This window comes from Heyndrickxia sp. MSNUG, from assembly GCF_049532715.1.
Lineage (GTDB): Bacteria > Bacillota > Bacilli > Bacillales > Cytobacillaceae > Mesobacillus.
The window spans coordinates 2922315-2947657 of the sequence record NZ_CP150978.1; the positions used below are offsets into that span (position 1 = coordinate 2922315).

At 38.5% G+C, this 25343-nt stretch carries 31 protein-coding genes; 3 read left to right on the forward strand and 28 right to left on the reverse strand.

All coding sequences use genetic code 11. From position 1 onward, the window contains the following. Nucleotides 1-161: 161 nt before the first annotated feature. From AABM38_RS14620 to AABM38_RS14660, 9 genes are all read right to left on the reverse strand, one after another. Nucleotides 162-1565 carry a sensor histidine kinase gene (locus AABM38_RS14620; protein ID WP_423407097.1) on the reverse strand — a complete coding sequence of 468 codons (1404 nt, stop codon included), beginning with the start codon at nucleotides 1563-1565 and terminating at the stop codon, nucleotides 162-164. After that, nucleotides 1562-2200 (reverse strand): response regulator transcription factor, encoded by a 639-nt coding sequence (locus AABM38_RS14625; RefSeq protein ID WP_423410748.1) that lies wholly within the window; start codon nucleotides 2198-2200, stop codon nucleotides 1562-1564. The genes AABM38_RS14620 and AABM38_RS14625 overlap by 4 nt, the downstream gene beginning before the upstream one ends. A gap of 45 nt (nucleotides 2201-2245) precedes the next feature. Then, the gene (locus AABM38_RS14630) at nucleotides 2246-3211 is read right to left on the reverse strand and encodes a YncE family protein (RefSeq protein ID WP_423407098.1); all 966 of its coding nucleotides are present in this window, start codon (nucleotides 3209-3211) and stop codon (nucleotides 2246-2248) included. A 146-nt stretch (nucleotides 3212-3357) separates the two neighbouring features. Next, entirely contained in the window at nucleotides 3358-3642 is a 285-nt protein-coding gene (locus AABM38_RS14635) for a hypothetical protein (RefSeq protein WP_423407099.1), read from the reverse strand. A 344-nt stretch (nucleotides 3643-3986) separates the two neighbouring features. Further along, entirely contained in the window at nucleotides 3987-4280 is a 294-nt protein-coding gene (locus tag AABM38_RS14640; protein ID WP_423407100.1) for a rhodanese-like domain-containing protein, read from the reverse strand. A 21-nt stretch (nucleotides 4281-4301) separates the two neighbouring features. After that, nucleotides 4302-4667: a rhodanese-like domain-containing protein gene (locus tag AABM38_RS14645; RefSeq protein ID WP_423407101.1), complete on the reverse strand. Its 366-nt coding sequence runs from the start codon at nucleotides 4665-4667 to the stop codon at nucleotides 4302-4304. Between the two features lie 97 nt (nucleotides 4668-4764). Next, the gene (locus AABM38_RS14650; protein WP_423407102.1) at nucleotides 4765-5028 is read right to left on the reverse strand and encodes a metal-sensitive transcriptional regulator; all 264 of its coding nucleotides are present in this window, start codon (nucleotides 5026-5028) and stop codon (nucleotides 4765-4767) included. A gap of 11 nt (nucleotides 5029-5039) precedes the next feature. Further along, nucleotides 5040-5366, reverse strand: a complete 327-nt coding sequence (locus AABM38_RS14655; protein WP_423407103.1) for a sulfurtransferase — start codon at nucleotides 5364-5366, stop codon at nucleotides 5040-5042. Nucleotides 5367-5554: 188 nt separating this feature from the next. Next, a complete protein-coding gene (locus AABM38_RS14660; protein ID WP_423407104.1) occupies nucleotides 5555-5836 on the reverse strand; it encodes a hypothetical protein in 282 nt (93 codons plus the stop codon). A 109-nt stretch (nucleotides 5837-5945) separates the two neighbouring features. On the opposite strand from AABM38_RS14660, the gene AABM38_RS14665 reads away from it, so the two are divergent. Beyond that, nucleotides 5946-6185: a DNA alkylation repair protein gene (locus AABM38_RS14665; protein ID WP_335375539.1), complete on the forward strand. Its 240-nt coding sequence runs from the start codon at nucleotides 5946-5948 to the stop codon at nucleotides 6183-6185. Between the two features lie 179 nt (nucleotides 6186-6364). On the opposite strand, the gene AABM38_RS14670 is transcribed toward AABM38_RS14665, so the two are convergent. The 10 genes from AABM38_RS14670 to deoD form a co-directional block, all read right to left on the reverse strand. Then, nucleotides 6365-7294, reverse strand: coding sequence for an IS3 family transposase (locus tag AABM38_RS14670; RefSeq protein ID WP_423410710.1), 930 nt, complete (start codon nucleotides 7292-7294; stop codon nucleotides 6365-6367). Next, the gene (locus tag AABM38_RS14675) at nucleotides 7192-7755 is read right to left on the reverse strand and encodes a helix-turn-helix domain-containing protein (protein WP_423407105.1); all 564 of its coding nucleotides are present in this window, start codon (nucleotides 7753-7755) and stop codon (nucleotides 7192-7194) included. The genes AABM38_RS14670 and AABM38_RS14675 overlap by 103 nt, the downstream gene beginning before the upstream one ends. 227 nt (nucleotides 7756-7982) lie before the next feature. After that, on the reverse strand, nucleotides 7983-8822 hold the full coding sequence (locus tag AABM38_RS14680) for a hypothetical protein (RefSeq protein ID WP_423407106.1): 840 nt from the start codon (nucleotides 8820-8822) through the stop codon (nucleotides 7983-7985). Nucleotides 8823-9488: 666 nt separating this feature from the next. Next, nucleotides 9489-9668 carry a hypothetical protein gene (locus AABM38_RS14685; RefSeq protein ID WP_423407107.1) on the reverse strand — a complete coding sequence of 60 codons (180 nt, stop codon included), beginning with the start codon at nucleotides 9666-9668 and terminating at the stop codon, nucleotides 9489-9491. A 62-nt stretch (nucleotides 9669-9730) separates the two neighbouring features. After that, a complete protein-coding gene (locus AABM38_RS14690) occupies nucleotides 9731-10645 on the reverse strand; it encodes a CobW family GTP-binding protein (RefSeq protein WP_423407108.1) in 915 nt (304 codons plus the stop codon). Nucleotides 10646-10732: 87 nt separating this feature from the next. Beyond that, nucleotides 10733-12196, reverse strand: a complete 1464-nt coding sequence (locus AABM38_RS14695) for a S41 family peptidase (RefSeq protein ID WP_423410749.1) — start codon at nucleotides 12194-12196, stop codon at nucleotides 10733-10735. Between the two features lie 177 nt (nucleotides 12197-12373). Beyond that, nucleotides 12374-12580 carry a cation transporter gene (locus AABM38_RS14700; RefSeq protein WP_423407109.1) on the reverse strand — a complete coding sequence of 69 codons (207 nt, stop codon included), beginning with the start codon at nucleotides 12578-12580 and terminating at the stop codon, nucleotides 12374-12376. 25 nt (nucleotides 12581-12605) lie between these two features. After that, a complete protein-coding gene (locus tag AABM38_RS14705; protein WP_423410750.1) occupies nucleotides 12606-14969 on the reverse strand; it encodes a heavy metal translocating P-type ATPase in 2364 nt (787 codons plus the stop codon). Between the two features lie 521 nt (nucleotides 14970-15490). Next, nucleotides 15491-16351 carry a M15 family metallopeptidase gene (locus AABM38_RS14710; RefSeq protein ID WP_423407110.1) on the reverse strand — a complete coding sequence of 287 codons (861 nt, stop codon included), beginning with the start codon at nucleotides 16349-16351 and terminating at the stop codon, nucleotides 15491-15493. 176 nt (nucleotides 16352-16527) lie between these two features. Next, nucleotides 16528-17232, reverse strand: a complete 705-nt coding sequence (gene deoD, locus AABM38_RS14715; protein ID WP_423407111.1) for a purine-nucleoside phosphorylase — start codon at nucleotides 17230-17232, stop codon at nucleotides 16528-16530. A 184-nt stretch (nucleotides 17233-17416) separates the two neighbouring features. On the opposite strand from deoD, the gene AABM38_RS14720 reads away from it, so the two are divergent. After that, on the forward strand, nucleotides 17417-17548 hold the full coding sequence (locus tag AABM38_RS14720) for a hypothetical protein (RefSeq protein WP_335375547.1): 132 nt from the start codon (nucleotides 17417-17419) through the stop codon (nucleotides 17546-17548). Between the two features lie 57 nt (nucleotides 17549-17605). Here AABM38_RS14720 and AABM38_RS14725 read toward each other — a convergent pair whose 3' ends face one another. Both AABM38_RS14725 and AABM38_RS14730 read right to left on the reverse strand, forming a co-directional pair. Next, on the reverse strand, nucleotides 17606-18376 hold the full coding sequence (locus tag AABM38_RS14725) for a sporulation protein (RefSeq protein WP_423407112.1): 771 nt from the start codon (nucleotides 18374-18376) through the stop codon (nucleotides 17606-17608). 165 nt (nucleotides 18377-18541) lie between these two features. Next, nucleotides 18542-18715, reverse strand: coding sequence for a YozD family protein (locus AABM38_RS14730; protein WP_423407113.1), 174 nt, complete (start codon nucleotides 18713-18715; stop codon nucleotides 18542-18544). A gap of 135 nt (nucleotides 18716-18850) precedes the next feature. Between AABM38_RS14730 and AABM38_RS14735 the strand changes: the two genes are divergently transcribed. Continuing rightward, nucleotides 18851-19021, forward strand: coding sequence for a hypothetical protein (locus AABM38_RS14735; protein WP_423407114.1), 171 nt, complete (start codon nucleotides 18851-18853; stop codon nucleotides 19019-19021). Here the strand turns inward: AABM38_RS14735 and AABM38_RS14740 are convergent. The 7 genes from AABM38_RS14740 to ablB all read right to left on the reverse strand — a co-directional run bounded on the left by AABM38_RS14740 (nucleotide 19018) and on the right by ablB (nucleotide 25282). Further along, nucleotides 19018-19716, reverse strand: coding sequence for a hypothetical protein (locus AABM38_RS14740; RefSeq protein ID WP_423407115.1), 699 nt, complete (start codon nucleotides 19714-19716; stop codon nucleotides 19018-19020). The two genes, AABM38_RS14735 and AABM38_RS14740, sit on opposite strands and share 4 nt — an antisense overlap. Nucleotides 19717-19961: 245 nt before the next feature. After that, on the reverse strand, nucleotides 19962-20183 hold the full coding sequence (locus AABM38_RS14745; RefSeq protein ID WP_423407116.1) for a YozE family protein: 222 nt from the start codon (nucleotides 20181-20183) through the stop codon (nucleotides 19962-19964). A 476-nt stretch (nucleotides 20184-20659) separates the two neighbouring features. Beyond that, the gene (locus tag AABM38_RS14750) at nucleotides 20660-20851 is read right to left on the reverse strand and encodes a hypothetical protein (RefSeq protein WP_423407117.1); all 192 of its coding nucleotides are present in this window, start codon (nucleotides 20849-20851) and stop codon (nucleotides 20660-20662) included. Between the two features lie 169 nt (nucleotides 20852-21020). After that, a complete protein-coding gene (locus AABM38_RS14755; RefSeq protein ID WP_335375554.1) occupies nucleotides 21021-21302 on the reverse strand; it encodes a YokU family protein in 282 nt (93 codons plus the stop codon). Between the two features lie 11 nt (nucleotides 21303-21313). Next, a complete protein-coding gene (gene ablA, locus AABM38_RS14760) occupies nucleotides 21314-22744 on the reverse strand; it encodes a lysine 2,3-aminomutase (protein WP_423407118.1) in 1431 nt (476 codons plus the stop codon). A 220-nt stretch (nucleotides 22745-22964) separates the two neighbouring features. Beyond that, nucleotides 22965-24362 carry a sigma-54 interaction domain-containing protein gene (locus AABM38_RS14765; protein ID WP_423407119.1) on the reverse strand — a complete coding sequence of 466 codons (1398 nt, stop codon included), beginning with the start codon at nucleotides 24360-24362 and terminating at the stop codon, nucleotides 22965-22967. Nucleotides 24363-24415: 53 nt separating this feature from the next. Beyond that, nucleotides 24416-25282, reverse strand: coding sequence for a putative beta-lysine N-acetyltransferase (gene ablB / locus AABM38_RS14770; RefSeq protein ID WP_423407120.1), 867 nt, complete (start codon nucleotides 25280-25282; stop codon nucleotides 24416-24418). Nucleotides 25283-25343: the final 61 nt, after the last annotated feature.

A 25343-nucleotide genomic window follows, 5' to 3' on the forward strand; every position in this document is an offset into this window, starting at 1 on the left:
GTTGTACTCCTTATCTGAAATAACTAAAGTTTTATCATATATTGAATGTGTTGGCTGTGCTAAATTCGACTGTCGATCTTACTTCTGTCACTCGCTCCAACCGACTCAGTTTTGAAATACCGTGACACAGCCAATGTGTTAGAAGTTGTGTTACCCTTTATTTATATAAGTAATATAGGGAAATAAAGCTTAACAGTTGTTCCTTCACCCAGTTTGCTGGCAATTTCCATTTTCCCCTCATGTAATTGGACGATTTTATCAGCAATAGCTAGTCCCAGGCCGGTTCCCCCGTCTGTCCTTGACCTTCCTTTGTTTACTCTGTAGAAACGGTTCGTGAGGTTTTTAATATCCTCTTCCGGAATGCCGATTCCAGTATCTTTTATTTCCACCAGACAGCTATATGAATGTTTTGAAAGGCTAATGGAGATGTTGCCTTCACAATCTGTATAGCGAATGGAATTGTCGATGAGGTTTTGGAAAATCTGCTCCATTCTTCCCTCATCGCCATTGATTACAATATCCGGATCCAGTTCAAGAGATAAGGCTATCTTTTTTTCTTCTAGTGCAGGACCATATTTAATAACAAAATCCTCTATTAACTGAGCGAGAGAGAAAGGGCTTTTTATCAGTTTGTATTCATCCGCATCCAGTCTGGATAAATCAAGGAGATCAGCAACAATTTTCACCATCCTGCCCGCTTCCCTGTTGATCAGCTTCAAATACTTCTGTTGCTCAACTGAGTTCGTAATCATTCCCGTTTCAAGAGCCTCACTATATCCTTTTATATAACTGATCGGTGTCCTCAGTTCATGAGAAACATCAGCAAGAAATTCTCGCTTTTTTTCATCTTCTTTTTGTATGGATTCAGACATATGATTAAATGCTCTAGCCAGTTGGCCAATTTCATCTTTCGATTGGATGACTACCCTTGCTGAATAATCTCCTATAGATACCTTTTCGGCTGCCTCCTTCATAGCAGCAAGAGGCCTCGTAAGCTTGTGGAGCATCTTGAACCCAAGAAAGGCAGCTATTACGATGAATGTCACTCCTCCTATTAGCCAGAGAAACGAAAAGTCTACCGTCAATTCTGATATTTTAGCCAGGGGGACATATAAGTAGATAATTCCTTCAAGCCTGTTATTATCCAGAAGAGGAATTGCCACAGAAAGGATTTTTCTGCCAAACCTCTCTTCGAAGCCTGATTTAAACACAGGTTCCCCGTTTAATAGCTGTTCACGCTCTTCCTTGCCAATCAAAGTTTCGTAATCAATAGCATAGGGCAAACAGGCGCTGAGTTCCTTGGGATTGCTTACAAGGAAAACTTCAGATTCAGATTTTTCGTTATACCACTCAATCCTCTCTTTTAGTTCATTCGTCAATGGCCCCCCAGTATAATCACTAGCCAGCCTGTTTCCTTCCTCAATAAGGGATTTTTCAACAATATCTACATATAGCTTTTCATAAAAGAGATAGGATAATAAAAATGAATACAACACTGTCACTAATATAGTAGCAGTAACCGTCAGCCATAGTTTTTTAAACAGGCTATCCGAAAAAGAAGTCATGATTCCGGCACCTCAAATTTATAGCCCACACCCCAGATTGTTTGAATATAGTCGCCTGTTCCCAGTTTCATTCGAAGAGTCTTTATATGGGTATCAACCGTCCTTAAGCTCCCCTGGTAATCCATACCCCATACGAATTCCAACAGCTGTTCTCTGCTTAAAGCATGTCCCTGGTGCTGGACAAGAAATACCAGTAATTCAAATTCTTTCAGTGTAAGAGCAACTGCATCACCTTCCACGCTAACGCTTCTGCCCTTTTTATCAATCGTAATTTTTCCAAGGCTCACTCTTTCTTCATCATTTTTGGCATGTGCAGTCCTTCGCAGTACTGCATTAATTCTTGCAACAAGTTCACCTGGGCTGAAGGGTTTTACAATATAGTCATCGCCGCCAAGCTGCAGCGCCCTCACTTTATCCCATTCTTCCCCTTTTGCAGATAAAAAAATGATTGGAACTTGCGAGAACGCTCTAATCTTGCTGCCCACCACATAACCATCTTCAAAAGGCATCATGATATCTAAAATCACCAAATCAAAATTCTTTTCCTTCATGCTTTTTAGGGCATCTGTGCCATCTGAGGCATGAACACAGCGGAAACCTGAATTTTCAAGGTACATTTGAACAAGATTGCGCATATCTTCTTCGTCGTCAATTATTAGAACATGAATGGGATTCACTTTTTATCTCTCCCTTGTAACTATTTGAAACGGTCCTTTTCCAACCCTAACCGTTTTTTCGACATTTAAATTTTCAGGATTAACAATATATAAATCATTGCTGTCATAGCCAGCAATGATTAGTTTATTATCAAACATCTCAATTTCGAATGGATTTGCCCCTACTTTTATTGAGGCTTTTATCTCCCCATTCTCTCCTAATTTATATAACATGTTAGATCCATGGCTTAGTACGTATATGCTATCCTTATCCTTAATAAAATTAACTGGCATAGCAGGGGCAGCAATCTCTTTTTTCAATTTACCGCTTTTCAGGTCATATACGTGGATTCGTTCTTCCACTGTCGTACCTTCTCCATGGCCTCCGATCCATAGTTCTCTTTTTTGCTGGTTCAATAATCCGCCTGCTGCTGCAGCGTGAATCTCAAATCCTGGCAGTTGTACTTTATTCTTCATGTCAATAATACTTAACATTTTATGATTGAAACTTATTACATATAGTTTTTGCTCATTCTCAAGAATTGTCAAAGGGTCTTTTTCCGTTTTATTCTCTTTTATTTCTTTTCCTTCAAGGCTGTAAAATCGAATACTATCTCTTTCCTGATCAGCTAAAGCGATTTCCGAACCATTCTGAACTAATATTCCGTTTACGATTCCTTTACCAGTTTCCCAGGACCCGATTTTCTTCCCTTTGCTTAATGAATACAAATCTACAGAATCCAGTGTATTTCCGTAAAGAAGCAATGTATCTTTGTTTGGAAAGATCATTCCGCCTATATACGGCTTGTCCACTTTCCAATCTGGAAGCCGCATATCCTTTTCCAAATCATAAAAAGAAATTGTCATGTCTTTAATGTTGATTGTAGAAATAAAAGACGATTTACCCGGAATCGGCTCAAAAGTATCAAAGGAACATCCGGTTAAAAATATAGTGAAAGCAGCTGTGACCAGCATAAAAATTTTCTTCATATTTTACTTCCTTTCTTTCACTAGTATCTCATAAAATTATATCTGTAATATGTGATAAATCTATGAAATCGAATCCCAGTGACCTCTATTTTTCTGCGCAATAAAAATGCTTGCCATTTAAAACGGCAAGCCTGAAATATGTATCATTATTTGACCAAACTAGGTTTTTTAATAGCAATTTTTTTTAATTCTTCAGTGAGTACCTCCAGCTCCCATGGACTGTCTGACTCAATAATCAATTGGTCAAACAATAACATAATCTTAAAAAAAGAATCATGGAAACCACCTTTAAACTGAATAGTATCAACTGTTACCAGGCAATTAAGATCATTTTCTTCAATCCAGCATCCTTTAACCAGAATATCAAAGATTCTGTCGAAAGATACTTCTTTTTGCACAAGTTCTAACTCCACGCGGCTAAAAGCTGACATCAGAATTCCTCCTTGCTGCTAATTGTCGAAATCTTCTTTCCTTAATTTAACCATTTGTTTTTCAGGCTTGCAACACATTTATATAAATGTGGATCTTTTAAGATGATGTTTCTTTTATAAAGATTGTTTTCGCATTGATTGTTTCTTTTCGAACAAGTACTTGTATCTTAATTATTAATGGTATCGTTGCTTTTTCGAGAAGACTTCTGAACTAAATTCACATTAAACTCGTAAAACCAAGGTGCTGATTTTCACTTGAGAATGCAACAAAGTTTAAAAAAGACTTTAGAAGTGCATAAAAAAAATAGAGACAGTGTGACTGGCTCTATCATCTGTAATTCTTATTATTGTGTAGGTCCTTGCCAGGACATCATACCGCCTTGCATGTTAATCACATTAAAACCTTGGTATTCAAGGAACTGGGTTGCTCTTGAACTGCGGCCGCCTGAACGACAAACGATAACGTAGGTTTTATTCTTATCAAGTTCATTCATTCTGAACTCTAGAAGACCAAGTGGAATGTGTAAAGCTCCAGGAATGATCCCTTCTGCTACTTCACTTACTTCGCGAACGTCTACTACTTCAAATTCATTTTTTCCTAATCCGTTTTGTACTTCTACAGGTGTCATCTGACGCATTTTTACTTCCCCCTTTAGTATTTACCAGGCGCTCATGCCGCCCTTTACATTTGTGATATTTTTAAAGCCGGCTTTCTTTAACAACTTGCTGGCCTGGCTGCTGCGCATACCGCTCTGGCAAATCACTACAACGTCTTTATCCTTTGATAATTCGCCAGTTTTGCTGCCTAACTGTTGAAGCGGAAGGTTTTTGAAGCCTTTGATATGATTGCCTTTGTATTCTCCAGGAGTCCTCACATCTATGAATTGTGTTCCAGCCTGCTTTGTTTTCATCATTTCGCGTAACTGATCTGTTGTAATATTATTTACTCCCTTGGTCGGTGCAAGTCTGCTCCATAAAAACGCTGCTGCGAGAATTACGATCAATACGTTCATTACTACATCCATTCTTTATACACCTCTTTATTCGAGTTTTTAATTTCAACAAAATACCTATATGGGTATTTTAAGTGACAAAAATGTACTTGTCAAGAAAAGAAAAAGATTATTTTCTGCTCTTGACAAGTAGCTCAACTGCTTCATTTACTGCCTGTGAAGTTTCTCTGCCTTGATGCAAATCATTTATTAGGCATTGCTCAAGGTTTTTGCTGACAATTAAAGCAATAGCCCGATCAACTGCTGAACGAATTGCTGAGAGCTGAGTGACTACAGATTTACATTCATCCTGCTCTTCAATCAGGCGAATACTTCCTCTTACTTGACCTTCAATTCTTTTTAAACGATTTAAAATCTCTTTATTGTACTCCATTTAGCCACCTCCTATTGTGATGGGCCTGTAATTGTATACCCTTTTACATTGAAACCATATTTTTTTAGGAGTCTTGCACCAAAATTCTTTTCTACTTCGTTGGAGGCAATGATGACAATCTGCTGGTCGGGTATTTCTTTTATATACCTTTTTAGATATCCGCAAGGGATGTTGATTGCTCCAATGAAAGGATTATTTGCTGAGTCTTGATAATCACGAAGGTCAACAAAAACCGCATCCTTTTCCTTAGGATCAACTGCTGGCACATTTCTTACTGGAACGTATCGGTTGAAATATAAAGTAACGAAAAAGAGACTGATGATAATACCTGTGAGCAATTACTTTTCACCTCTTGTAATATCTTGTTCATTAGTGAACTTACAATAACTATAATATACCATAAGGGGTATAAAAGCAATAGAAATACACGATCAATTTATTAATATTCTTTAAAATTCAAATGAAATAAAAGGAGGAGAAAAATCAGCTCTCTCCTTTTATCAAATATCATAATATTTCTATCCTCTTATTCCCCGCTGTTTTTAATTTCTTCTGTTTTCATTATGTGCATTTGAATAAGCAAAATTTTACTTTCATGTGATATAGATGATTCAAGGATTCTCTTTGTAGCGAGAAAATATTTTTCCATTAACGTCCTTCTTGCTCTTGGATGTGAGTTTTCATCTCTTAAATCTCTTGCTATAGCTTCTTTAAGTATAAATTCAGGACTTTCTTCCGCCTCCAATCTTCGGTTATTCCATAGCTCCCTGTATTCCTTCAATAATTTATCATAAAGCTCTGTTTGCATAGTTTCGCCTCCTGATTCAAATGGCGGTACAAACCCACTCTAGTATATTTACATAAATCCGCTTTACATTGCAAAAAATAAAACTAAATTACAAAAAGGAGAGTGCAAAATGAGTACCCCATACCGATGTCCTAATTGTAAAACAAACCGTACAAGATTTAATATGATTACACAAGTACCGCAAGCAGTTAAATTAAACCCACAATCTGGTGAAGTTGTTGAACAATACTCTAATGACCAGCTTGAACCTTTTCATCTCCCTTACCGGGGGCCAGAATTAAAAATACAATGTGCTGCTTGTGGATTGGTAGAAGATGAAAAAACCTTCGCAAAGTTTGGTGAGCATTAATCTTTGCTACTGATTCACTTTAAAAGTTAAATACGTTTTTTAAAATTTGATTACGATCCAATCTTACAATAAAAAGAAATGCATTTGCGGATGGTTTAATTTTGAAAATCAAACAGGTTTACAGGTTACACCAAAAAAAAGCTTGATTTGGTGGTGACCCCACAAAGTTAGAGTTTTTATTATGCAGCTAATTGGCTGGTTTGAGTTCGGTATTGTATTGGACTTAAACCAGCCAGTTTTACTTTAATACGTTCATTATTGTAGTAATATATATACTCCTCTATTTTCCTTTTCAGCTCTTCATAAGGCACTAAGTCTTCTCCGTAATACATTTCTTGTTTGAGAATCCCAAAGAAGTTTTCCATTGCCGCATTATCTGCACAGCTTGCTTTTCTAGACATACTTTGAAAGATTTTATTTCTCTTTAATGTTTTTACCCAGGTATTATGTTGATAATGCCAACCTTGATCCGAGTGTATCGTTGTACGATATTCTGCTTCGTCCTTAATGATTTCAATAGCTTTATTTAATGGCTCTAAAACCAGGTCCAATGTTGGTCTGTTGGATATACCAAAAGAGATAATTTCACCGTTGTATAAATCCATTATAGGACTTAAATATAGCTTTTGGTCATCAGTACATTTAAATTCGGTCACATCCGTTACTAGTTTTTGCAGGCGGATAGATGTATTGAATCTACGATTCAAGCGGTTTTTGGCTACTTTACCAACTGTACCTTTATATGATTTATAACGAGATTTACGTGTGAATTTTTCACATTTTAAATTCAATACACTCATTATTCGTTGAACCTTTTTATGGTTAATCACATACCCTTGTCCTCTTAACTCTAAATAAATGCGACGATATCCGTATTTACCCTCGTGCTTTTGAAATAGATCAGTAATTAGTTCCTTCCACTCTTTATCTGGATCATCTTTTTTCAATTGCTTCACTTGATAATGATAAGTTGCTTCTGGAATATCTACTACTACTAATATATCTTTTAATCTGAATCCTTCTTCTTTGAGTTCAAATGCCAACGCTGCTTGTGCTTTTCGAGGAAGGCATTCGGATTCTCCTGAAAAGCGTTTAACTTTTTTAAATATGAATTCTCTAAACGTAAAAGTTCATTTTCACGTTCTAATAGTTCTTCACGAGATAACTCTATTTCTTTTTTTAGTGATTTTCCTTTATGATTTTTAGACATAGAAGGCCGCCCTTTCGCTTTTTCTTGCAGGCCCTCTATACCCTTCTCTAAGAAGGTTTTGTACCAATTGTTAATTAATGAAGGGTTGTTCATCTCAAAAACAATCGCAGTATCTTGGTAAGAAGCACCTGTCTGTTTCATAAAGTTTAGTACATTTAACTTAAATTGGACAGAGTAAACTTTTTTAGAATGCTTCCTACGCAGTCCGTCTTCGCCAAATTCTTTATAAGCACGAACCCATCTCCTAATTTGAGATTCAGCAGGGATACCATATTTTTTAGCTAATGATATATAGCTTATAGTACCTTCTAGATATTCCTTTACGATTTTTAATTTAAATTTTCCACCATACTTTGCCATACAAAAACACCCCAGAAGTTAGATTGTAACTCTAACTTCTGGGGTGCAGTACCTTTGCTCAAGCTTTTTTCTTTTGATTTGATGAGTGTACCTTGGAGTACGCAACGCACGATGGAAAAGCGGCAGGCACATTTGAAGGAGTCTCTCAATTCGCTCCAATCAACTTATTATCAATGTTTTACTTTCAAACAATCCATTTCAAACAACAGTCATTAGAATACCGCGTTTTATTTTGTTGCTTTCATTCCATTATCTTTAAGAAACTGAACAGAATCTATCTTCCATTGTTCGTTTGGCATAAATCGCACAAGTTTTATTAGACCTGTAAAATTCCTGCCGCCCACCCCTTTTATTTGCCAGTTAATTTCAACTGGGACAGAAAGGGATAGCTCATCCGTTATATCCTCATGTGGCAATACTTCCATTCGGGAAATCCTTACATTATCAATGCTTGGAAGTATTGTATCCCAGTCCTGCTCCTGCAGGGATATATACGAAACAATTTTAGGATCCTGCTGTTTAATTCCTGCAATAAAGGCGTTAATCAAATCATATGGATCAGTTTGTTCCAGGTATAATTCAAGCCTCCCAGCTGCCTTCAAAATCATTAACTTATGGGAAAGGTCCATAAAATTCGTCCGATGAGTAGTACTTCCATAAAAATGGATACAAAAATGACCGGGAAAGTTATTTTTCAATGCCCCTCCCCCATGAGGCATACCATGCATTGAAGCAGCTATTTTCATTTGCTCGTCTGAAATGACAAGGATCGCCCGCCGCTTCCAGCTCCATTGACCATTATAGATTTTTTTCATGATTGCTGTATCTTCAGAGGTGAGTGGCTGTACATCAGCGTGATTGCTTCCTGCTCTCCGCTGGACACGAAATTTCATTCCAGTTTCCAAATCGACCACTGTGAACTTGCTGTATTTTGGTAGAATGTCATTGACCTCTTCCCATTGGTACATCTGAACCTTTTGATTACCTGATTGCTTTTTGGCTTCAATGCCATATCCATTATTAATTAACAAGATGCTGAGTATAAAAAGGGTCCTCAATGCTTTCAAATCGCTCAACTCTTTTTCTTTGGCTTTAAAAAAATCGCTACATGAAAGTTTTTGCGTTTTCTCTTTTTACTATTCAGGTTGGAAATTTTTTTAAAATGGCTCTTTTCGTAAAATGCTGTTATTGTTCTTTGAGGATACTTAAAACAAAATGATTCTCGGAAAGCCACGTTTTTTTCATTTTAAATTCCTTTTAGGAAAGAAAGAGGACATATTGGTGACCCCTTTTTCCAATATCTGTTTTTTTAAGTAACCAAGAGGGCTTATTGAATATCATTTTTTCCAATATCTGTTTTTTTAAGTAAGCAAGTGACCTTATTGAGTGGCGTTTTTTCCAATATATGTTTTTTTAAGTAATCAAGTGGCCTTATTGAGTGTCAATTTTTCCAATACCTGTTTTTCCAAGTAACCAAGAGGTCTTATTGAGTATCATTTTTTCCAATATTTGTTTTTTAAGTAACCATGTGGCCTTATTGAGTACCGTTTTTCTAATATATGTTTTTAAAGGTAACCAAGAGGCCTTATTGTCGCCATCTTTTTCTAAGATTTCACTATTCCAGGTAACCAATAGGCTTCATCGTCAACCTCTTTTTCCATTATTTTCCCTTCCGAAAAACCAAGTAAGCTCTTTTAAAAAAAGAAAAAACCCAGCATTGCTGGGCTTAAGAATCAATCTTTCTTATGGTTTGAAACAAATTCCTTTGCTTTATCGATTGCAATCGGAATGGCTTTACCGTCATCATAGTGCTCTTCAGTGATTAGTGCATTGGCAATCTCGATTGCTTTTTCCCGTACATCTGGGTCTAGATTTTTCATGGATACAGGGTAATCATTCTTTGTCCAAGGCATGACACTCATCCTTTCCATTGAAGATACTATGTTTTACCCAGTGTGCGGATATTGAAACAGAATTATTCTTCTAGGCAGCGCAGCTTTGATTCTATTTCGCTCCAATCTGTAACCTGGCCAATAAAAACAAGGTTTAGGGGCATTTTCATATATTCCTTCATATATAGTGGCATGCCATATGAATATTGGAATAAATCTGGATACTCCGATTGGCTGAATAAGATGTAGCCTTTAATCCGATAAATCGAATCAGGTAATGACCGTAAAAAAGCTTCAAAGTCATTTTGTCTTATAGCGTTCTTAAATTGGAATACAAAAGTACTCAAACGCAAATCGGTTTGAACATGTGCCTCTTTTCGATCGGCTTTTTTAGAAGCTGACATCGTTTGAAGCATATTCATCGGGATTTTTGAGAATGAACTCAAAATGCACTTGGCTTTTGGATTTAAAGACTGAATATCCATGTTGGTTTTCGCTTGCTCCGCATCAGTCATCATATCCGATTTATTGACGATCACTATATCAGCATGCTTTACCTGCTCAAGCAAAAGCTGCTGCACTTGTGGATTGAATGTATTCCTGTTTAACCACATTGTGCCATCAACCGTAGTTACAATCCCTTTCATTTCAAGCTTTTCAGCAAATAAAGGAGATAGTACCGCATCCAGAACTTCAACTGGATGGGCTGCCCCCGTTGTTTCTATGTAAATTGCATCAAGAATATTATCGAAAAGTAATCCCTGTAACTGGGATTCCAGTTTATCCTGGATTGTGCAGCAAATACATCCTCCCAAAAGTTCTTTTAAGGGCACATCTGTTTCTACAGCATCTGAATCTATTGATACATTACCAAGTTCATTCATCATCACAGCAATGGACCTGTCATTAGATTTTTCATACTGTAAAATCTGTTTCAATAATGTGGTTTTTCCCGTGCCAAGGAATCCGGATAGGATATAAACCTCTGTCTTTTTCATATAAATTTCCACCTAACTTTTTTGGATAGAACATGGAAAATCTCCAGCTGGTGCTGGAGATTTTTTTATTAAAACTATTTGATCTGATTATTTACTCATTTCCTGCTTAAGCACTTCCACTGCTTTTTTAATTTGCGGATCTTCGTTTTTGATCTTTTCACGAAGCGAATTCATTAGCTCAATTGTTGAAGTACCTTTTAATACTCCATTTTCTTCAAGCTTCTTTGATTTTTGGAATGCAACAACCGCAGTTTTTGTCTTTTCATCAAAGAATCCATCTTCTCTTCCAGGATTAAAACCGAGAGCTTTTAGCATTTTTTGTGCAGCTTTGACTTGTTCAGAAGCAACAGAAACTTTTAACTCAGCTTCTGGATCGATGAATGGCAATGAAGCGTATTCCGGCAATGGTACCTCAAGGTCTGGCTTGATCCCTTTTTTATGAATCCAATTTCCTTCAGGTGTCAGCCATTTATCTGTTGTGAACTTCATATTCGATCCATCTGAAAAATCTTCTGCTCTTTGGACAGTTCCCTTGCCAAACGATTTTTCTCCAACAAGTGGCACACCAGCTGATTCACTTACTGCCCCTGCGAGTATTTCGGAAGCACTCGCGCTTCCTTTATCGATGACTACAACCAATGGAAGATTGTTATTATTCTTGTTCTCAGAAGTATATTCTTCAATATTTCCTTTTCGGTCCTCCACTTTGAACAAGATTTTCCCCTCTGGTACGAAGAGGCTGGAGATTTTGACAGCCTGATCTAACAGGCCTCCTGGGTTTTGCCTTAAATCAAGGACAAGACCTTTCATCCCTTCTTTTTGCATATCATTCAGTACGTCTACTAACTCAGTTGCAGTGTTTTGCGAGAAGTTGGTGATTTGAACTTTAGCAATACCATTTTCAAGCATCTCACCATAGACTGTTTCGATTGGAATCGTATCACGAGTAATTGTTACATCTACCGGCTGCTTTGCACCCTGGCGTAAAATAGATAATTTAACATCTGTTCCTTTTTCTCCTCTAATCAATGCCACTGCTTCGGTAGAGCTCATTCCCTGAATACTCTTTCCGTCCACAGACAGAATTTTGTCCTCTGGCTGCAATCCCGCTTTTTCAGCTGGCGATCCTTTTAAAGGTGTAACGATAAAAATATTTCCTTCTCGTTCCTGGATTTCGGCACCAATTCCTTCAAAGGAGGAAGAAAGGCTCTGATGGAAACTCTTTGCGTCTTCCTGGCTCATATAATCAGAATATGGATCATCAAGAGATTCCATCATTCCGTCTATGGCACCATTGATCAGCTTTTCCTGATCAACATCCTGGTAATAATCATTTTTTAAAGTGTCATATGCATCATACAGTTTTGCAAATTCTTCGCGTTCCCTGATAACCTGCACCGCGGGCTTGTCTTCTCCGAAAGCAAGCGCAAAGGTAGTGATACCTGCTGTTAAAAAGACTAGAAAAAACAACAGCATTGCAAAGTGGAACTTTTTAATCCGAAGAAAACTGTTTTTGGTCTCCGTCTCTGGTGTCTTTTCTGGACTGTTCATTCCTTCTTTGTTTTCTTCATTAATATTCTGCTGATCCAACCCTTTTCACCACTTTCAAATCTAGCTTAAAATCCTTAATGATTAGGATAACATTTTTATAATAAAATTAACAGAAAAATAGGCAAGGTATCCGGTACATAAAAAAGCAGCGGTCTTAAAGACCGCTGCTTAAGCATTCTATTCTACATCATAACCCTGATCTTCTACTGCTGATTTCATTCTGCCTACTTCTGCTTTTGAACCGTCATATTCGACTTCGGCAGTGCCTTCTGAAAGAGAAACGATAACGCTTGCCACTCCGTCAACACCCATTAAAGCTGTTTTAACTGCCTTTTCACAGTGGCCGCAAGTCATGCCTGATACTTTTAAAGTTGTTTTTTCCATATAAATCTTCCTTTCATTTTATAATTTATAACTTAATCCGCTTCAATCGAAGGGAATTAGTCACCACAGAAACTGAGCTGAACGCCATTGCTGCTCCTGCAACCCAAGGAGCCAATAAGCCAAGAGCAGCAATAGGAATACCTGCTGAATTATATGCCAGCGCCCAAAACAGGTTTTGGCGGATGTTTTGCATCGTTTTCTTGCTTAAATTAATCGCTTTCGGAATCAGCGTCAATTCTCCTCCGAGAATTGTCAGGTCTGCTGCCTCAATGGCAACATCAGTTCCTGTACCGATCGCTATTCCGATGTCTGCAATTGCAAGTGCCGGGGCATCATTTATACCATCTCCCACCATTGCAACCTTCTTGCCTTTAAGCTGAAGCTCTTTAACATGATTGGCTTTTTCCTCTGGCAATACTTCCGCAATGACATGCTCAACGCCAACCTGGGCAGCAATCGCCTTAGCTGTGCGGGTATTATCCCCAGTCAGCATATATACTTCGATACCAAGGTCCTTTAGTTCTTCTATTGCTGCCTTTGCTGATTCTTTGACAGTATCTGCGACTGAAACAATTGCATTTATTTTGTCATTAATCGCTATCATCATAGCTGTCTTGCCTTCTGTCTCCAATTGTTCGAGCCGATTTTCGTAACGATCAAATTCAATGCCCTCTTTTGACATTAGCTTTCTGGTACCTACAAACACTTTTTCGCCATTGATCAATGCAGATATGCCATGACCTGGTACAGCAGAAAACTCATCCATTGGGAGGACCTTTACACTTTTCGAGTTGCCATATTCTACGATTGCGTCTGCAAGCGGGTGTTCGGATGCCTTTTCTGCGGATACAAGATATTGAAGTACTTTTCCTTCTTCACCAAAAAACTCAATATCAGTTACAGTTGGCTTCCCTTTTGTAATTGTACCCGTTTTATCCAGAACAATAGCATCAATTTTGTGGGTCGTTTCTAAATGCTCTCCGCCTTTAAATAATATGCCGTTTTCTGCGCCTTTCCCTGTCCCCACCATAATAGAAGTAGGAGTGGCAAGGCCTAATGCACAAGGACAGGCTATGACAAGTACGGCAATAGCTGTTTCAAGTGCAGATGCAAAATCTCCTGGAATCACTGCAAAATACCATACAAGGAATGTGACAATTGCGATTGCGACCACTACAGGAACAAATATCCCTGAAATTTTATCGGCAACACGCTGAATCGGCGCCTTGCTTCCTTGCGCATCCTCGACAACTTTAATGATTCCAGCTAGTGCGGTATCTTTTCCAACCTTAGTCGCAGTCATGGTTAGCGTTCCATTTTTATTGATTGTAGCACCAATTAACGGATCACCTGTTGCTTTCTCAACAGGAATGGATTCTCCTGTAATCATTGCTTCATCGACTGCTGATTGGCCAGATACGACTTTTCCATCCACAGGGATCTTTTCACCAGGTTTGACGATAATTATATCGTCCACTTTTACATCTTCGATTGGAATTTTGATTTCCTGCCCATCTCTGATTACAGTCGCTTCCTTAGCCTGAAGGCTCAATAATTTTGAAATCGCTTCTGTAGTTCGGCCTTTTGCTAAAGCCTCAAACAGCTTCCCGACTAAAATCAATGTAATCAGGACGGCACTCGTTTCAAAATAAAGATGTGGATGGTAATGGAGGTTTCCAATCGTTTTGATCGCTTCCGCCAGACTGTAAAAATATGCCGCAGATGTACCGAGCGCGACAAGCACATCCATATTGGCACTCTTATTTTTAAGTGATCTATAGGCACCCACATAAAATTGTCCGCCAATAAAAAATTGCACCGGTGTCGCTAACAATAGCTGGAACCACGGATTCATCAATAATTCAGGCATTGGGAGTCCGGTATCCCATGGCGCATGGCCAATCATTGTATAGAGAAGCGGAAGAGATAATAGAATCGAGATCCATAACTTCCTTTTTTTAGCGTTAATTTCTTCTTCTTTTTGCTGTGCTTTCGCTTCACGCTGGATTTTTTCCTTTGCGTCATATCCAAGGCCCTGGATTTTGCCGATTATCTTTTCTGTTGACAGAATGGCACTGTTAAATTCAACAGAAGCCGATTCAGTAGCGAGATTGACATTGGCTGAGATCATTCCATCCATTTTGTTAAGAACCTTTTCGATTCTCGTGGAGCATGCAGCGCAGGTCATACCAAAAACGTCCAAATCTACCTTATCATTTCTGACACCGTATCCCAGGTCGTTTATTTTGTTAAAAATATCATCAGGATTTATTTTATTTGTTTCATATATGATTGAAGCATTTTCCATCGCCAGATTTACTGTTGCGTCCACACCATCCATTTTATTCAGGATTTTTTCAATCCTCGTAGAACATGAGGCACAAGTCATGCCGGTTATTTCGATGCTTAATTGTTCTTTCAAGATCTACACCCCGCTTTGTTTTCCGATAATCATTCTACAATTTCGGATCCGTTAATTTTTACTGTTCATCTCTGCTTCAGAACACAAATCAGCAACATTGTGCTTTTACACGACTGAACACATTCACTTACTTAACTCATCTAAATTAATTTAAAATAATACTTTAGTTAACATAGCCTACGTTTTCTTATATTTTTACTATACCCCAGTATAGTATATTTAATCAACTAAAAAAATTGTTTATTTTTAGTTTACTTTTTTTTGCTGTTTCATCAATAACAATTGTCACTTATCAGATAACATTCATCTCTTTTGTTTATTGCTTTGTATTTAAGCAATCCATTATAAGGATCTATTTGCATCTTTATCCGAATACAACTATTTTATTGATACCTTTAAGAGATGTAATAGTCAAAATATAATTTAGCTTTCATTTCTCATGAGCCAACAAAAAGAGCCTTCCAGCAGCTGGCAAGGCTCTCCATTCATTAGATTTTTTTCACATTATCGAAGTATTCTTCCAATGTCCAGTTGTTTTTGTAGATCTCTGCAGCAGCCTTTATGCCAACATAACGGAAATGCCAAGGCTCGTACATATAGCCGGTAATGCCTTCCTTGCCTTTTGGGTACCTTAAAATAAATCCATACTCATGGGCATTGTGAACAAGCCAAACTCCTTCTTTAGTTTTAGCGAATTTTTCATCAAGATTAAAGTCATTTGTCCTGCTGGAGATATCCATCGTCAAACCTGTTTGATGTTCACTGCTTCCTGGTATTGCTACTGCTTCTAGAGCTTTTTCCTTGCCAACTCTTTTAATTTCAGCATTAAAAATTGCATCCTGGCGTCCATATGACCGATACCCGGAGACAGCGGCTAATTCGATTCCATCGTTTTTCGCTCCAGCAAACATTTTTTCAAGGGCAACAGCGGCCTCTTGTCTCATTAAGCTTTTCTCAAGCTTTGCATCACCAAACGAGAAAAGTACATTAGGGCGGACTAAATCACCCGGGATATAGTTTGCCGGCAACCCAAAAACTTTATTAACAAGGGATAAAGTATTTTGTGGATTTTGGATAACATTTCTGCCATCTGCATTTTGAATGACATTGAAATACGAAGCTTCAAGCGTCAGTTCATCATCTGCAGGCTTGTCCACATTTTCTTCATTTTCATTCATGTTATCTTCTTGTGGATTAGGATCACTAGATATATTCTCTTGTTCGTCAGCTTGCTGTTCTTGTCCAGCAAATTTTTCTCCAATGTAAGGGATCTTCTTTAAATAAGTTTCTGCAGGTGCACAGCCTGCCAATAATATTGGCAATGTGCATAATAGTAAAATCTTCTTCATTTTATCCACCAATCTTTAGCTTTCTGAGGCAATAACACCATTCTATCATTTTTTAAAACAGTTTCGTATGGCCTTTTTTTCCATTCATGTCCTTTTTCATGTTGAGGTAAACGGATACTCACCAACTTGCCTACGTAAAAACCCTTTCCACAGTAGGAAAGGGTTTTCATGCTCACTTACTCTTTAATTACGGCTTCTAGTGCAACTTCAATCATTTCGTTGAAAGTTGTCTGGCGTTCCTCAGATGTAGTTTCTTCACCGGTCAGGATATGGTCACTAACAGTAAGGATTGATAGAGCCTTTCGATCGTATTTTGCAGCCAAAGTGTATAGCGCAGTTGTTTCCATTTCTATCGCAAGAATTTGGTATTGTGCCCATTTTTCTAAATCAGAATTGTCATTGTAGAACTGGTCAGCAGTAAATACATTCCCAACTTTAAGATTCAGGCCTTTTTCCAAACCAGCGTTATACGCTTTATACAGCAGGTCAAAGTTGGCAGTTGGAGCAAAATCCACTCCGCCAAATGTCATGCGGTTCATCTGTGAATCAGTTGAAGAGCTCATTGCTAGGATGACGTCCCTAACCTTTACATCCTTTTGAATGGCACCGCAAGTACCTACACGAACAAGGTTTTGTACATTATAGCTATTCATTAGTTCATTTATATAGATTGAAATGGAAGGAACGCCCATTCCAGTACCCTGAACGGATATCCTTTTGCCTTTGTATGTACCAGTGTAACCGAACATATTTCTTACTTCATTATATAGCTGTGCATTTTCAAGGAAAGTTTCAGCAATATATTTCGCTCTTAAAGGATCGCCTGGAAGCAATACCGTTTCTGCAATTTCATTTTCTTTCGCACCAATATGTACACTCATAATAAAATCCTCCATCCTATGGGTTGCTACTACAAAACTATACCATAATATAGCTGCTCAGGAAAATCTTCAGTTTCATGACAATTTTGTAGACGGGAATGCTAGAAATAGCATTGCCAATGCTATTGCAAAAAATTCTTACACCTTATTTTTAAAAATTTCGCTCTTTAAAGGAGAATGAAGAATGGGAAAGAAACACCGCAACCGGATCAATTCACCTAAGAAAAACAACCATATCTCGCCTGAAGCAATTATCGCAGAGCAAGAAGCACACGGAAAAGAATATTCCGCTACTGGACGGAAAAGCAAAGCATAGAAAAAAGACGATGGAGCGCTTAGCTTCATCGTCTTCTTCCAATAAGTTTATTATGATTTAGCAATACCGTTCCACTGCCCCCTGGATTTTCTGCTTTAATGATGGCAGGTCAGAAGCATGGACAGTCATCCGGACATAGGATTCGTCCATTCCCATTGCCTCTGAAAGGAATCCGCCAAGACCTTTAGCCTTGCGGTCAACTTGCATTAATACTTCTATTTCATTTTCATTATTCGGATACAAATTAAGCTCCAATTCATCCAGCTTGCCTCTGAAAGGACCTGAAACCGGCACAAACTCGAATTCCTGGACAAATGGCAGATGTCTGCGGAGATGTCTAGGTGCTTCTTCGCATTCCGCCTCTCTCAAGCGGAAGCCCAGATCGCTGACTGCACTGAAAATCCCATCCATCACTTGGTTTGGAATAACAGTTAAATAATCTTTATCCGTAGGGTCAACAGCATTTTTAATATCCAGACCTGTTGTTACCCAAACCTTTGTCCTTCCCATTGACAAAGGCATTTCCATTGGAAGCCTAAATGAAAACGGAATTTCTTTTGTTTCATTTTCCTTAATCACGAAAGACTGAGTAAGCCTGAAACGATCAATTTGAGCAGTTGCAGTGTATTTTTTATCATCTGATTCCTTTATATAAGTTGTATGTAAACTTAGATAGATATCATCAATTTTCTGTTCAGTGCTGCCGCCGCGAATTTGAACAACTCCACGTATTTCTTCTCCTGGCATAACGCGATCTTTTTCAAGCCTTGTATCAACCTTCGCTGCCCCGATTCCAACACTGGCGAACACTTTATTAAATAACGACATTTGTTTATCCTCCCTGAATTCTTTTTTAAATTCATGACTATGTATACGTTTTTCTTTACTTAGAGTTTCACACTTCTGAAATTTTTTTAAAAATTCATTAGAGAGCACATTTTCCCACAATAAAAAAGGCAGACCCAGTTGAATCCACCTTAAAAATATTTAGTTCTAGTCTATGTCCTGTTCTTCATCGATAATGCACTTTTCTATAAGATACTCAAAAGTGATATCTGCCAATTCTTCAAGTTCCTCTTCTGTGGGAACGTATCCCCTTTTTACAAGTTCATGAAAGAAAAATTCAGCTATTTCCTCTGTATCAATAAAAACCTCAATCTCTTTCACAGATTCGCCCCCCTTTATTCAAATGTATGTGAAGCATGCCTGTTTCATGCCAAGCATAGGCTTTAATTTTTGTATAGGTTCTAACTAAATTGGACAAGCATAGAATGAATTAAACTTATCAAGGAGTTGATTCGCGTGGAGAGACTGGGTACCCTGGCTGAAATGTTTGTGGAGGATGTAAATAAAGATGATAGTGCAGTACTTGAGTTATTCGGTAACATCTTGAATTTTTTATTTAAATTCTTATTAGTGGCTGGAATTCCATTTATGCTTTATGTGCTGCTCCAGTTTTTCAACTTGTTTTAAACATGGCTTTTTCCATCATTATTGACGAGGATCGATAACTTGCGCAGAATTACTCTCATAACGTGAGCATATTCTTCATCATTAAACCATTTATATAAAATTCGATAATCGTTATAAATATCAAGCAGATTATCAATGGTTGTTCGTCTTTGGTTAATTTTCCGTAATTCTTCCTTTTCGCCTGCCCGTGACGGAGAAGTTTTTTTCTCGAGATTGACCGATGGCTTCACTTCTTTGTTAGAAGAAAAGAGCAGGCCCAATTTCTGAATGAATGTTTCGGCACTTTCCGAGTCCGCAACAAGCGTCAATTCTTCCTCACCAGCTTCAAGCCATTCGCCATCTTTAATCCTGGAAAGTTCGTAAATAACATCTTCCCAGGCATCTTCTTTATATCTCCAAATTTCAGTTCTGAATCCCACAACTTTAAAAAGGTCTGAACCATACCCTTTTACCTGGACCAAATCCCCAAAGAAATATTTGTATTCGATATCGATTTGCTCCTTTTCCATAAGCTTCCCTTCATATTCGGACAGCATCTGTAAACTGGTTTCCAAGTACAGACCCTCACTTTTGTTAATCTCATATACATGAAGTCCGTCGAGCCACTTCACATCTGTCACTTTCCCCACAGTCCCATAAATAGTGATCACGACTGTATCACCGATGTTAAATTTAGGTTTCTTCCGTTTTTCCATTTCCTCCATCCTCTCAACGATGAGTCGTGAATTGTGATTACAACAGTATATGCATTATTCTGAAAATCGTCACGCCCAGATGAAAGGAAGGATTTATTGTTTTAAGATAATAAAAAGGTTATTTAGAAGCAAATGCAAAAGTTTAAGCTGTTATTAGCTACATCACTGATGCAATTAATCATTGTGAATCAGTTAAAAATAAAAAAACTCCTGAATACAAGCACAGGAGCCTTAAAAAAATCAATTTAGCTTTCCGAAATCAGGTATTCTTCCCAAGCCTCATCAAAAACAGCCATGCTTTCCAGATAGTGGCCGTTTAATTCAAGATATGAACTGATTTCATGATAATCAGTAGCATTTTTAGGGAAAGCAAGATCATTGTAAGCATCATTTGCAAACCTGCTGATTGCATCCTTGGGAGCTATGGTTCGATACTTCATCAAAAAATGGTAAAAGCTTTTATACATATATGAACGCCTGCCTATTGTTAAAATTGTTAAAGAAATGCACTTTTCAAATACTATAACGGATTGTGACCTGGCCCGTCTACCTTAATGCAAAAGTGGTAAATCGGTTTCGGTCAAGCCAAACAATAATTAGGTGAAAAAACAAACAGATTGTTTTACATTAAAAAGAGCACCTTCAATTTAGAAGGTGCTCTTCAGCTTGTTGACAAAGATACAGATCTCGGATCAGTTATTGAAATCCTGTTGACCTTCGTTCCAGGCGCGCAGACTCCTGCGGGCGCAGCTGGACAGGTGAGACCCCGCAGAAGCGAAGCGACGAGGAGGCTCAGCGCCAGCCCCGCGGAAAGCAAAGCGCCTGGAACGGAAATCAACAGACCTATTTTACTTCCCAACCAAAATAAACTGTAGACAAGCTCGATTTAATAGAGGTTGTCTACAGTCTGAGAACACCTTCAATTAAGAAGGTGCTCTTCAGCTTATTGCCACCTGGATGATTTTGCCATTTCTAGCAGCGCCCAGATGATATTGAACATCAGGATGGCTACCGTTATCGGTACAGCATGCAGCCAATTCATGCCAAATTTTTCCTTGATCACTCTTACATAATATCCGCACATAAACAGGACAAACATTGCTGCTACCAGCATGATCGATAAAGCGATATACATGTTCTCACCCTTTTCCCATTTCGATACTCCCCTGTCTATTATAAGTAGGCAAAGGAAGCAGGATAAACAGGAATCATGAAACTTTTGTGAACGATATGTTGTTAATGGTAATTTTTATCACATCGATTATTAGGAATTGATGTTGCGAAAATTGCCAATCAAGACATTATTATGATGAAAAATCAAAGTAATTTCGTTTGAGCAGCCTTGGATGCGCCATCAGTTCTTCGAACGTGACCACTTTATTGAGGTTCTTTGTATTGATTAAAAATAGCTGATCTTCTATTTCTTTTATGATCAATTCTGTTTGATAAGTCATTTCACAATCCAGGCAATGAATTGCTGGGGTTTCGTCGATCTGAATTGCATTTGACCCATCAGGCAGCTCCCAAAAAACACTGTCAGTTATTGATTTGACATTCCCGCTGCTGCACCACTCACATTTTTGCATCAGGCAACCCCCTATTCTTTGGAAGATGGGACAGCTCCTTGCCCATCAAGTCCTTCATTTGTTTTATTCAACTGCGATTTAAATTTCTTTTCCTTAAGTTCATCTCGTTTTTCCCGTTTATCCTTCAAGGATGCATGATTAGGATCGACCTCATATTGTTCCCTTCGATCTAACCGGCGCAGCCCTTCTGGAATAAGGTTAAATTCACTGTCATTCATGATGGCGGCAATCCCAGTATTTGATTTCTTGTTTTCATAATCAGGGTAAACCTGTTTAAAGTAGCCTTCAGCTCTTCCAGGTATATAATTTTCAGGCTCCGGATAGGAGGTGATGACTCCTTCAAAGTTACGGAGAACTACTTTTTCAGGACTTTGGGAAATCAAGTAATTCGGCTGCAAGGAAATTTTCCCTCCGCCTCCAGGAGCGTCAACGACAAATGTCGGAACTGCATAACCGGAAGTATGTCCTCTTAAGCCTTCGATGATCTCAAGACCTTTTGTCACCGGGGCACGGAAATGTCCGATGCCTTCGGACAGGTCACACTGGTAAATATAATATGGCCTCACTCGAATTTTCACGAGGTCATGCATGAGCTTTTTCATGATTGGGACGCTGTCATTGATTCCAGCTAGAATAACAGATTGATTACCGACCGGAACGCCCGCGTTTGCAAGCATTTCACATGCACGCTTTGAGTCTTCAGTAATTTCGATAGATGTATTGAAATGTGTATTAAGCCAGATAGGATGATATTTTTTGAGGATTGAACAAAGCTTCTCTGTAATTCTTTGAGGAAAAACAACTGGTGCCCGAGTTCCGATCCTGATGATTTCCACATGATCGATTTCGCGCAGATTTTTCAAAATGTATTCCAGGATATTATCATTGATCAGCAGTCCATCTCCGCCAGAGATTAATACATCCCGTACTTCTGGAGTCCGGCTGATATACTCGATCGCTGCATCGAGCTGTTTCTTTGCCACACCCATTCCGATTTGCCCTGAGAATCTTCTGCGTGTGCAATAGCGGCAATACATAGAGCATTGATTGGTAACAAGAAATAAAACCCTGTCAGGATAGCGGTGAGTCAAACCTGGTACAGGTGAATCCTCATCTTCATGGAGAGGATCTTCAAGGTCATACTTCGTTTTGTAGATCTCCTTGGAGATTGGAACTGATTGCATCCTGACTGGACAGCGCGGATCGTCCGGGTTCATCAATGATGCATAGTATGGTGTGATATTTAAAGGAATGGTTTTCGTGGAAATCCTAACTCCTTCTTCTTCTTCAGGCGTGAGATTAATCACTTTCTTCAAATCATCAAGTGTCCGGATCGTGTTTGTCAGCTGCCAAAGCCAATCATTCCACTGCTCCTCCGTTACATCCTTCCACAGTTCGATGTCCTTCCAATGTCTCGAAGGTTTATATAAAGATTGTTTCATCTGATTTCCCCCTTAAGTAATTTGTACATATAACTAATGCAAGTTACGTGCCAAAATTACCGATTGTTCTGAAAAATCAATAAAACCTATCCCTATCATAGAGTTGGAAGAATTTCGGGATAAAGATCCCCTTCAAAAAAAGAAAATAACCTGCTGATATTCCGGCAGATTAAAAGAGTCAATATTTTATATAGTGGTGCAAAAATGCAATAAAATCTTCTCAGTCATTTAACTTTTTTAATTTGTATTGAAGGGTCTGTCTAGGAATATCAAGAAGTGCAGCAGCTTTCTGGATATTGCCATTACAAGCTTCAAGAGCATCTGTGATGAGTTCCCGTTCAAAATTCTTAAGCTGCTCCCTTAAAATGAAGGAGTTGCTTCTTACAGGCTTTAGGATTTCATCCATGGGTGTCATGTGTTTGAGCATCACCGGCAAGTCATTTTCAGTAAGTACCTGGCCCTCGCAAACATTCATCATATATTCAATCGTATGCTTAAGTTCCCGTACATTCCCAGGCCATTGATGGCCTATAAACACTGCCGTAACCTGATCATCCAATCCTGTAATATGTTTTCTAAGCTTCTTGTTATAATGGCCGATAAAGATTTGGGATAGATATAAAATATCTTCCTTCCTCTGTCTTAACGGCATTAATTCAAAGGTCAGCACATTTAAACGATAAAATAAATCTGTCCTCAGCTGGTTTTTTTCCATCGCATCCCCGGGATATACATTCATGGCAGAAATGACCCTGACATTTACAGAAACTACATTGGTGCTGCCTACTCTTCTAACCGCTCCATCCTCAAGGACACGAAGAAGTTTTGCCTGAAGGTCAATCGGCATTGAATTTAATTCATCAAGGAAAAGAGTTCCCCCATTCGCAAGTTCAAATAGACCCGGCCTGTCCACCGCCCCCGTATAACTACCCTTTGATGTGCCGAATAGGATACTTTCGAGAAGATTCTCAGGAATGGCTGCACAATTCTGGGCAATGAAGGGCCCTGCTGAACGATTCGATGCATTATGAATCGATTGGACAAAAAGTTCCTTTCCAGTACCGCTTTCTCCATACACGAGAATCGGAGAGTCGGATTTTGCCAGTTTCTCAGCCTTCTGCTTGATTTGTTCGAAATTTTTATTTTTCGAAAGCATATCACTGAAGGTATAGGCAGCCTGCTGCTTGAGTGTTTTTCCGCTCCGGTGCTTTAGACTTTTGTGGACCTCTACAAGACGTTCAGACAGCTGCTTGATCCGGGAATAATCCTTGGCAATTTCTACAGCGCCAATCAATTCCCCCTGGACAAAAATTGGCAAAGTGGTGTTGACTGTTTCTATTTTTCTCCCATGCAGGTTGACGAACGACTGAGTCTCATTAAAGATCGGCTTTTTTGTCTCGATTACTTTCAGAAGCGTGCTCGATTGCTCGTTTAAGGATGGAAAAACAGATAATAAAGGCTTGCCGATGACCTCCTTTATATCTAGACCATCATGCTGTGCAGCCACTTCATTATAAAATATCGTGATACCGTTAGTATTTACGACATGGATTGCTTCATCAATACATTTTAAGATTGCGCTCAGTATTTCTTCGGTTACATTGGAAATTGAATTCAAATTTATCACACTCCCATATTAAGTATATGACAGTGTGCCGAAAAACTGTCTAATTACTGCCTAAAATTTGGCGGTGATGCCAAATCTTTCACCCAAACATTCATGTCTTCGATTTTATCATAAATAAAAACATTGTTAACTAGTCTGCCCCTGTAAGCATAGTGAAGCTGATAAAGAACGGCATTCATTCCAAAGGATAACGCCCTGGCAATGGAATAGGCACAATATATTCCATTTTCGACCAGTTCCTGTTCGAGACGATCAAGTAATATTTTCATCAAGCCATGCTTCCTGTGTTCTTTTAGGGTCGCGCAATCAGTCAATTCTGCATTTTTATAAAATAAATTCACTTCCGCTGATGCAGCGCTTACCACCTGCCCACCATGAATAAAGCCATAATAGACAGTCCCCTCAAGCATGGTCTGGACAATATAATCAGGTTTATTTAGTGGGGTAGGGTAAATTTGAAAAACAGATTTATATAGTTCTGAAAGGCCAGCCGCGTCTGTTGCTTCCATCTTTTTCAGAACGTATGCTTTCGGAGGAGCGATTGTCTGCGAGGGTTCTTTCAAATGATAGATGCTCTTGATGATCCCATCTTCCTCCGTCCAATGCGTACTGATTTTTCTTTCATCAGTTAAGAATCTAGAAAAGAAAAAGCAATCAGAGCCGAGAAAGTATCCATCAATGCTTGCTTCAAATCGGTAGCCGCTTTCAAGCAGCTGGCTAAAATGTTCTTTTCTTCCCTTAATGATCAGTTTGTCTGCATTTTCATCCTCTGCGATCTTTTCTGCTTTTTCTAACATGCTTGATAAATTACCTAGATAATCATCAACCCTAATCCTGCGGTTCTGCTTGTCTAAGTACAAAGTCATTCTATATTTTGCTTCAGACACTACCAAAGTTTTACCTGGATGCATGAACAGCATCCCCCTTTACTGATTATATAGTTGAAAAGCCTGGCCCTTGGGCCAGGCTGCC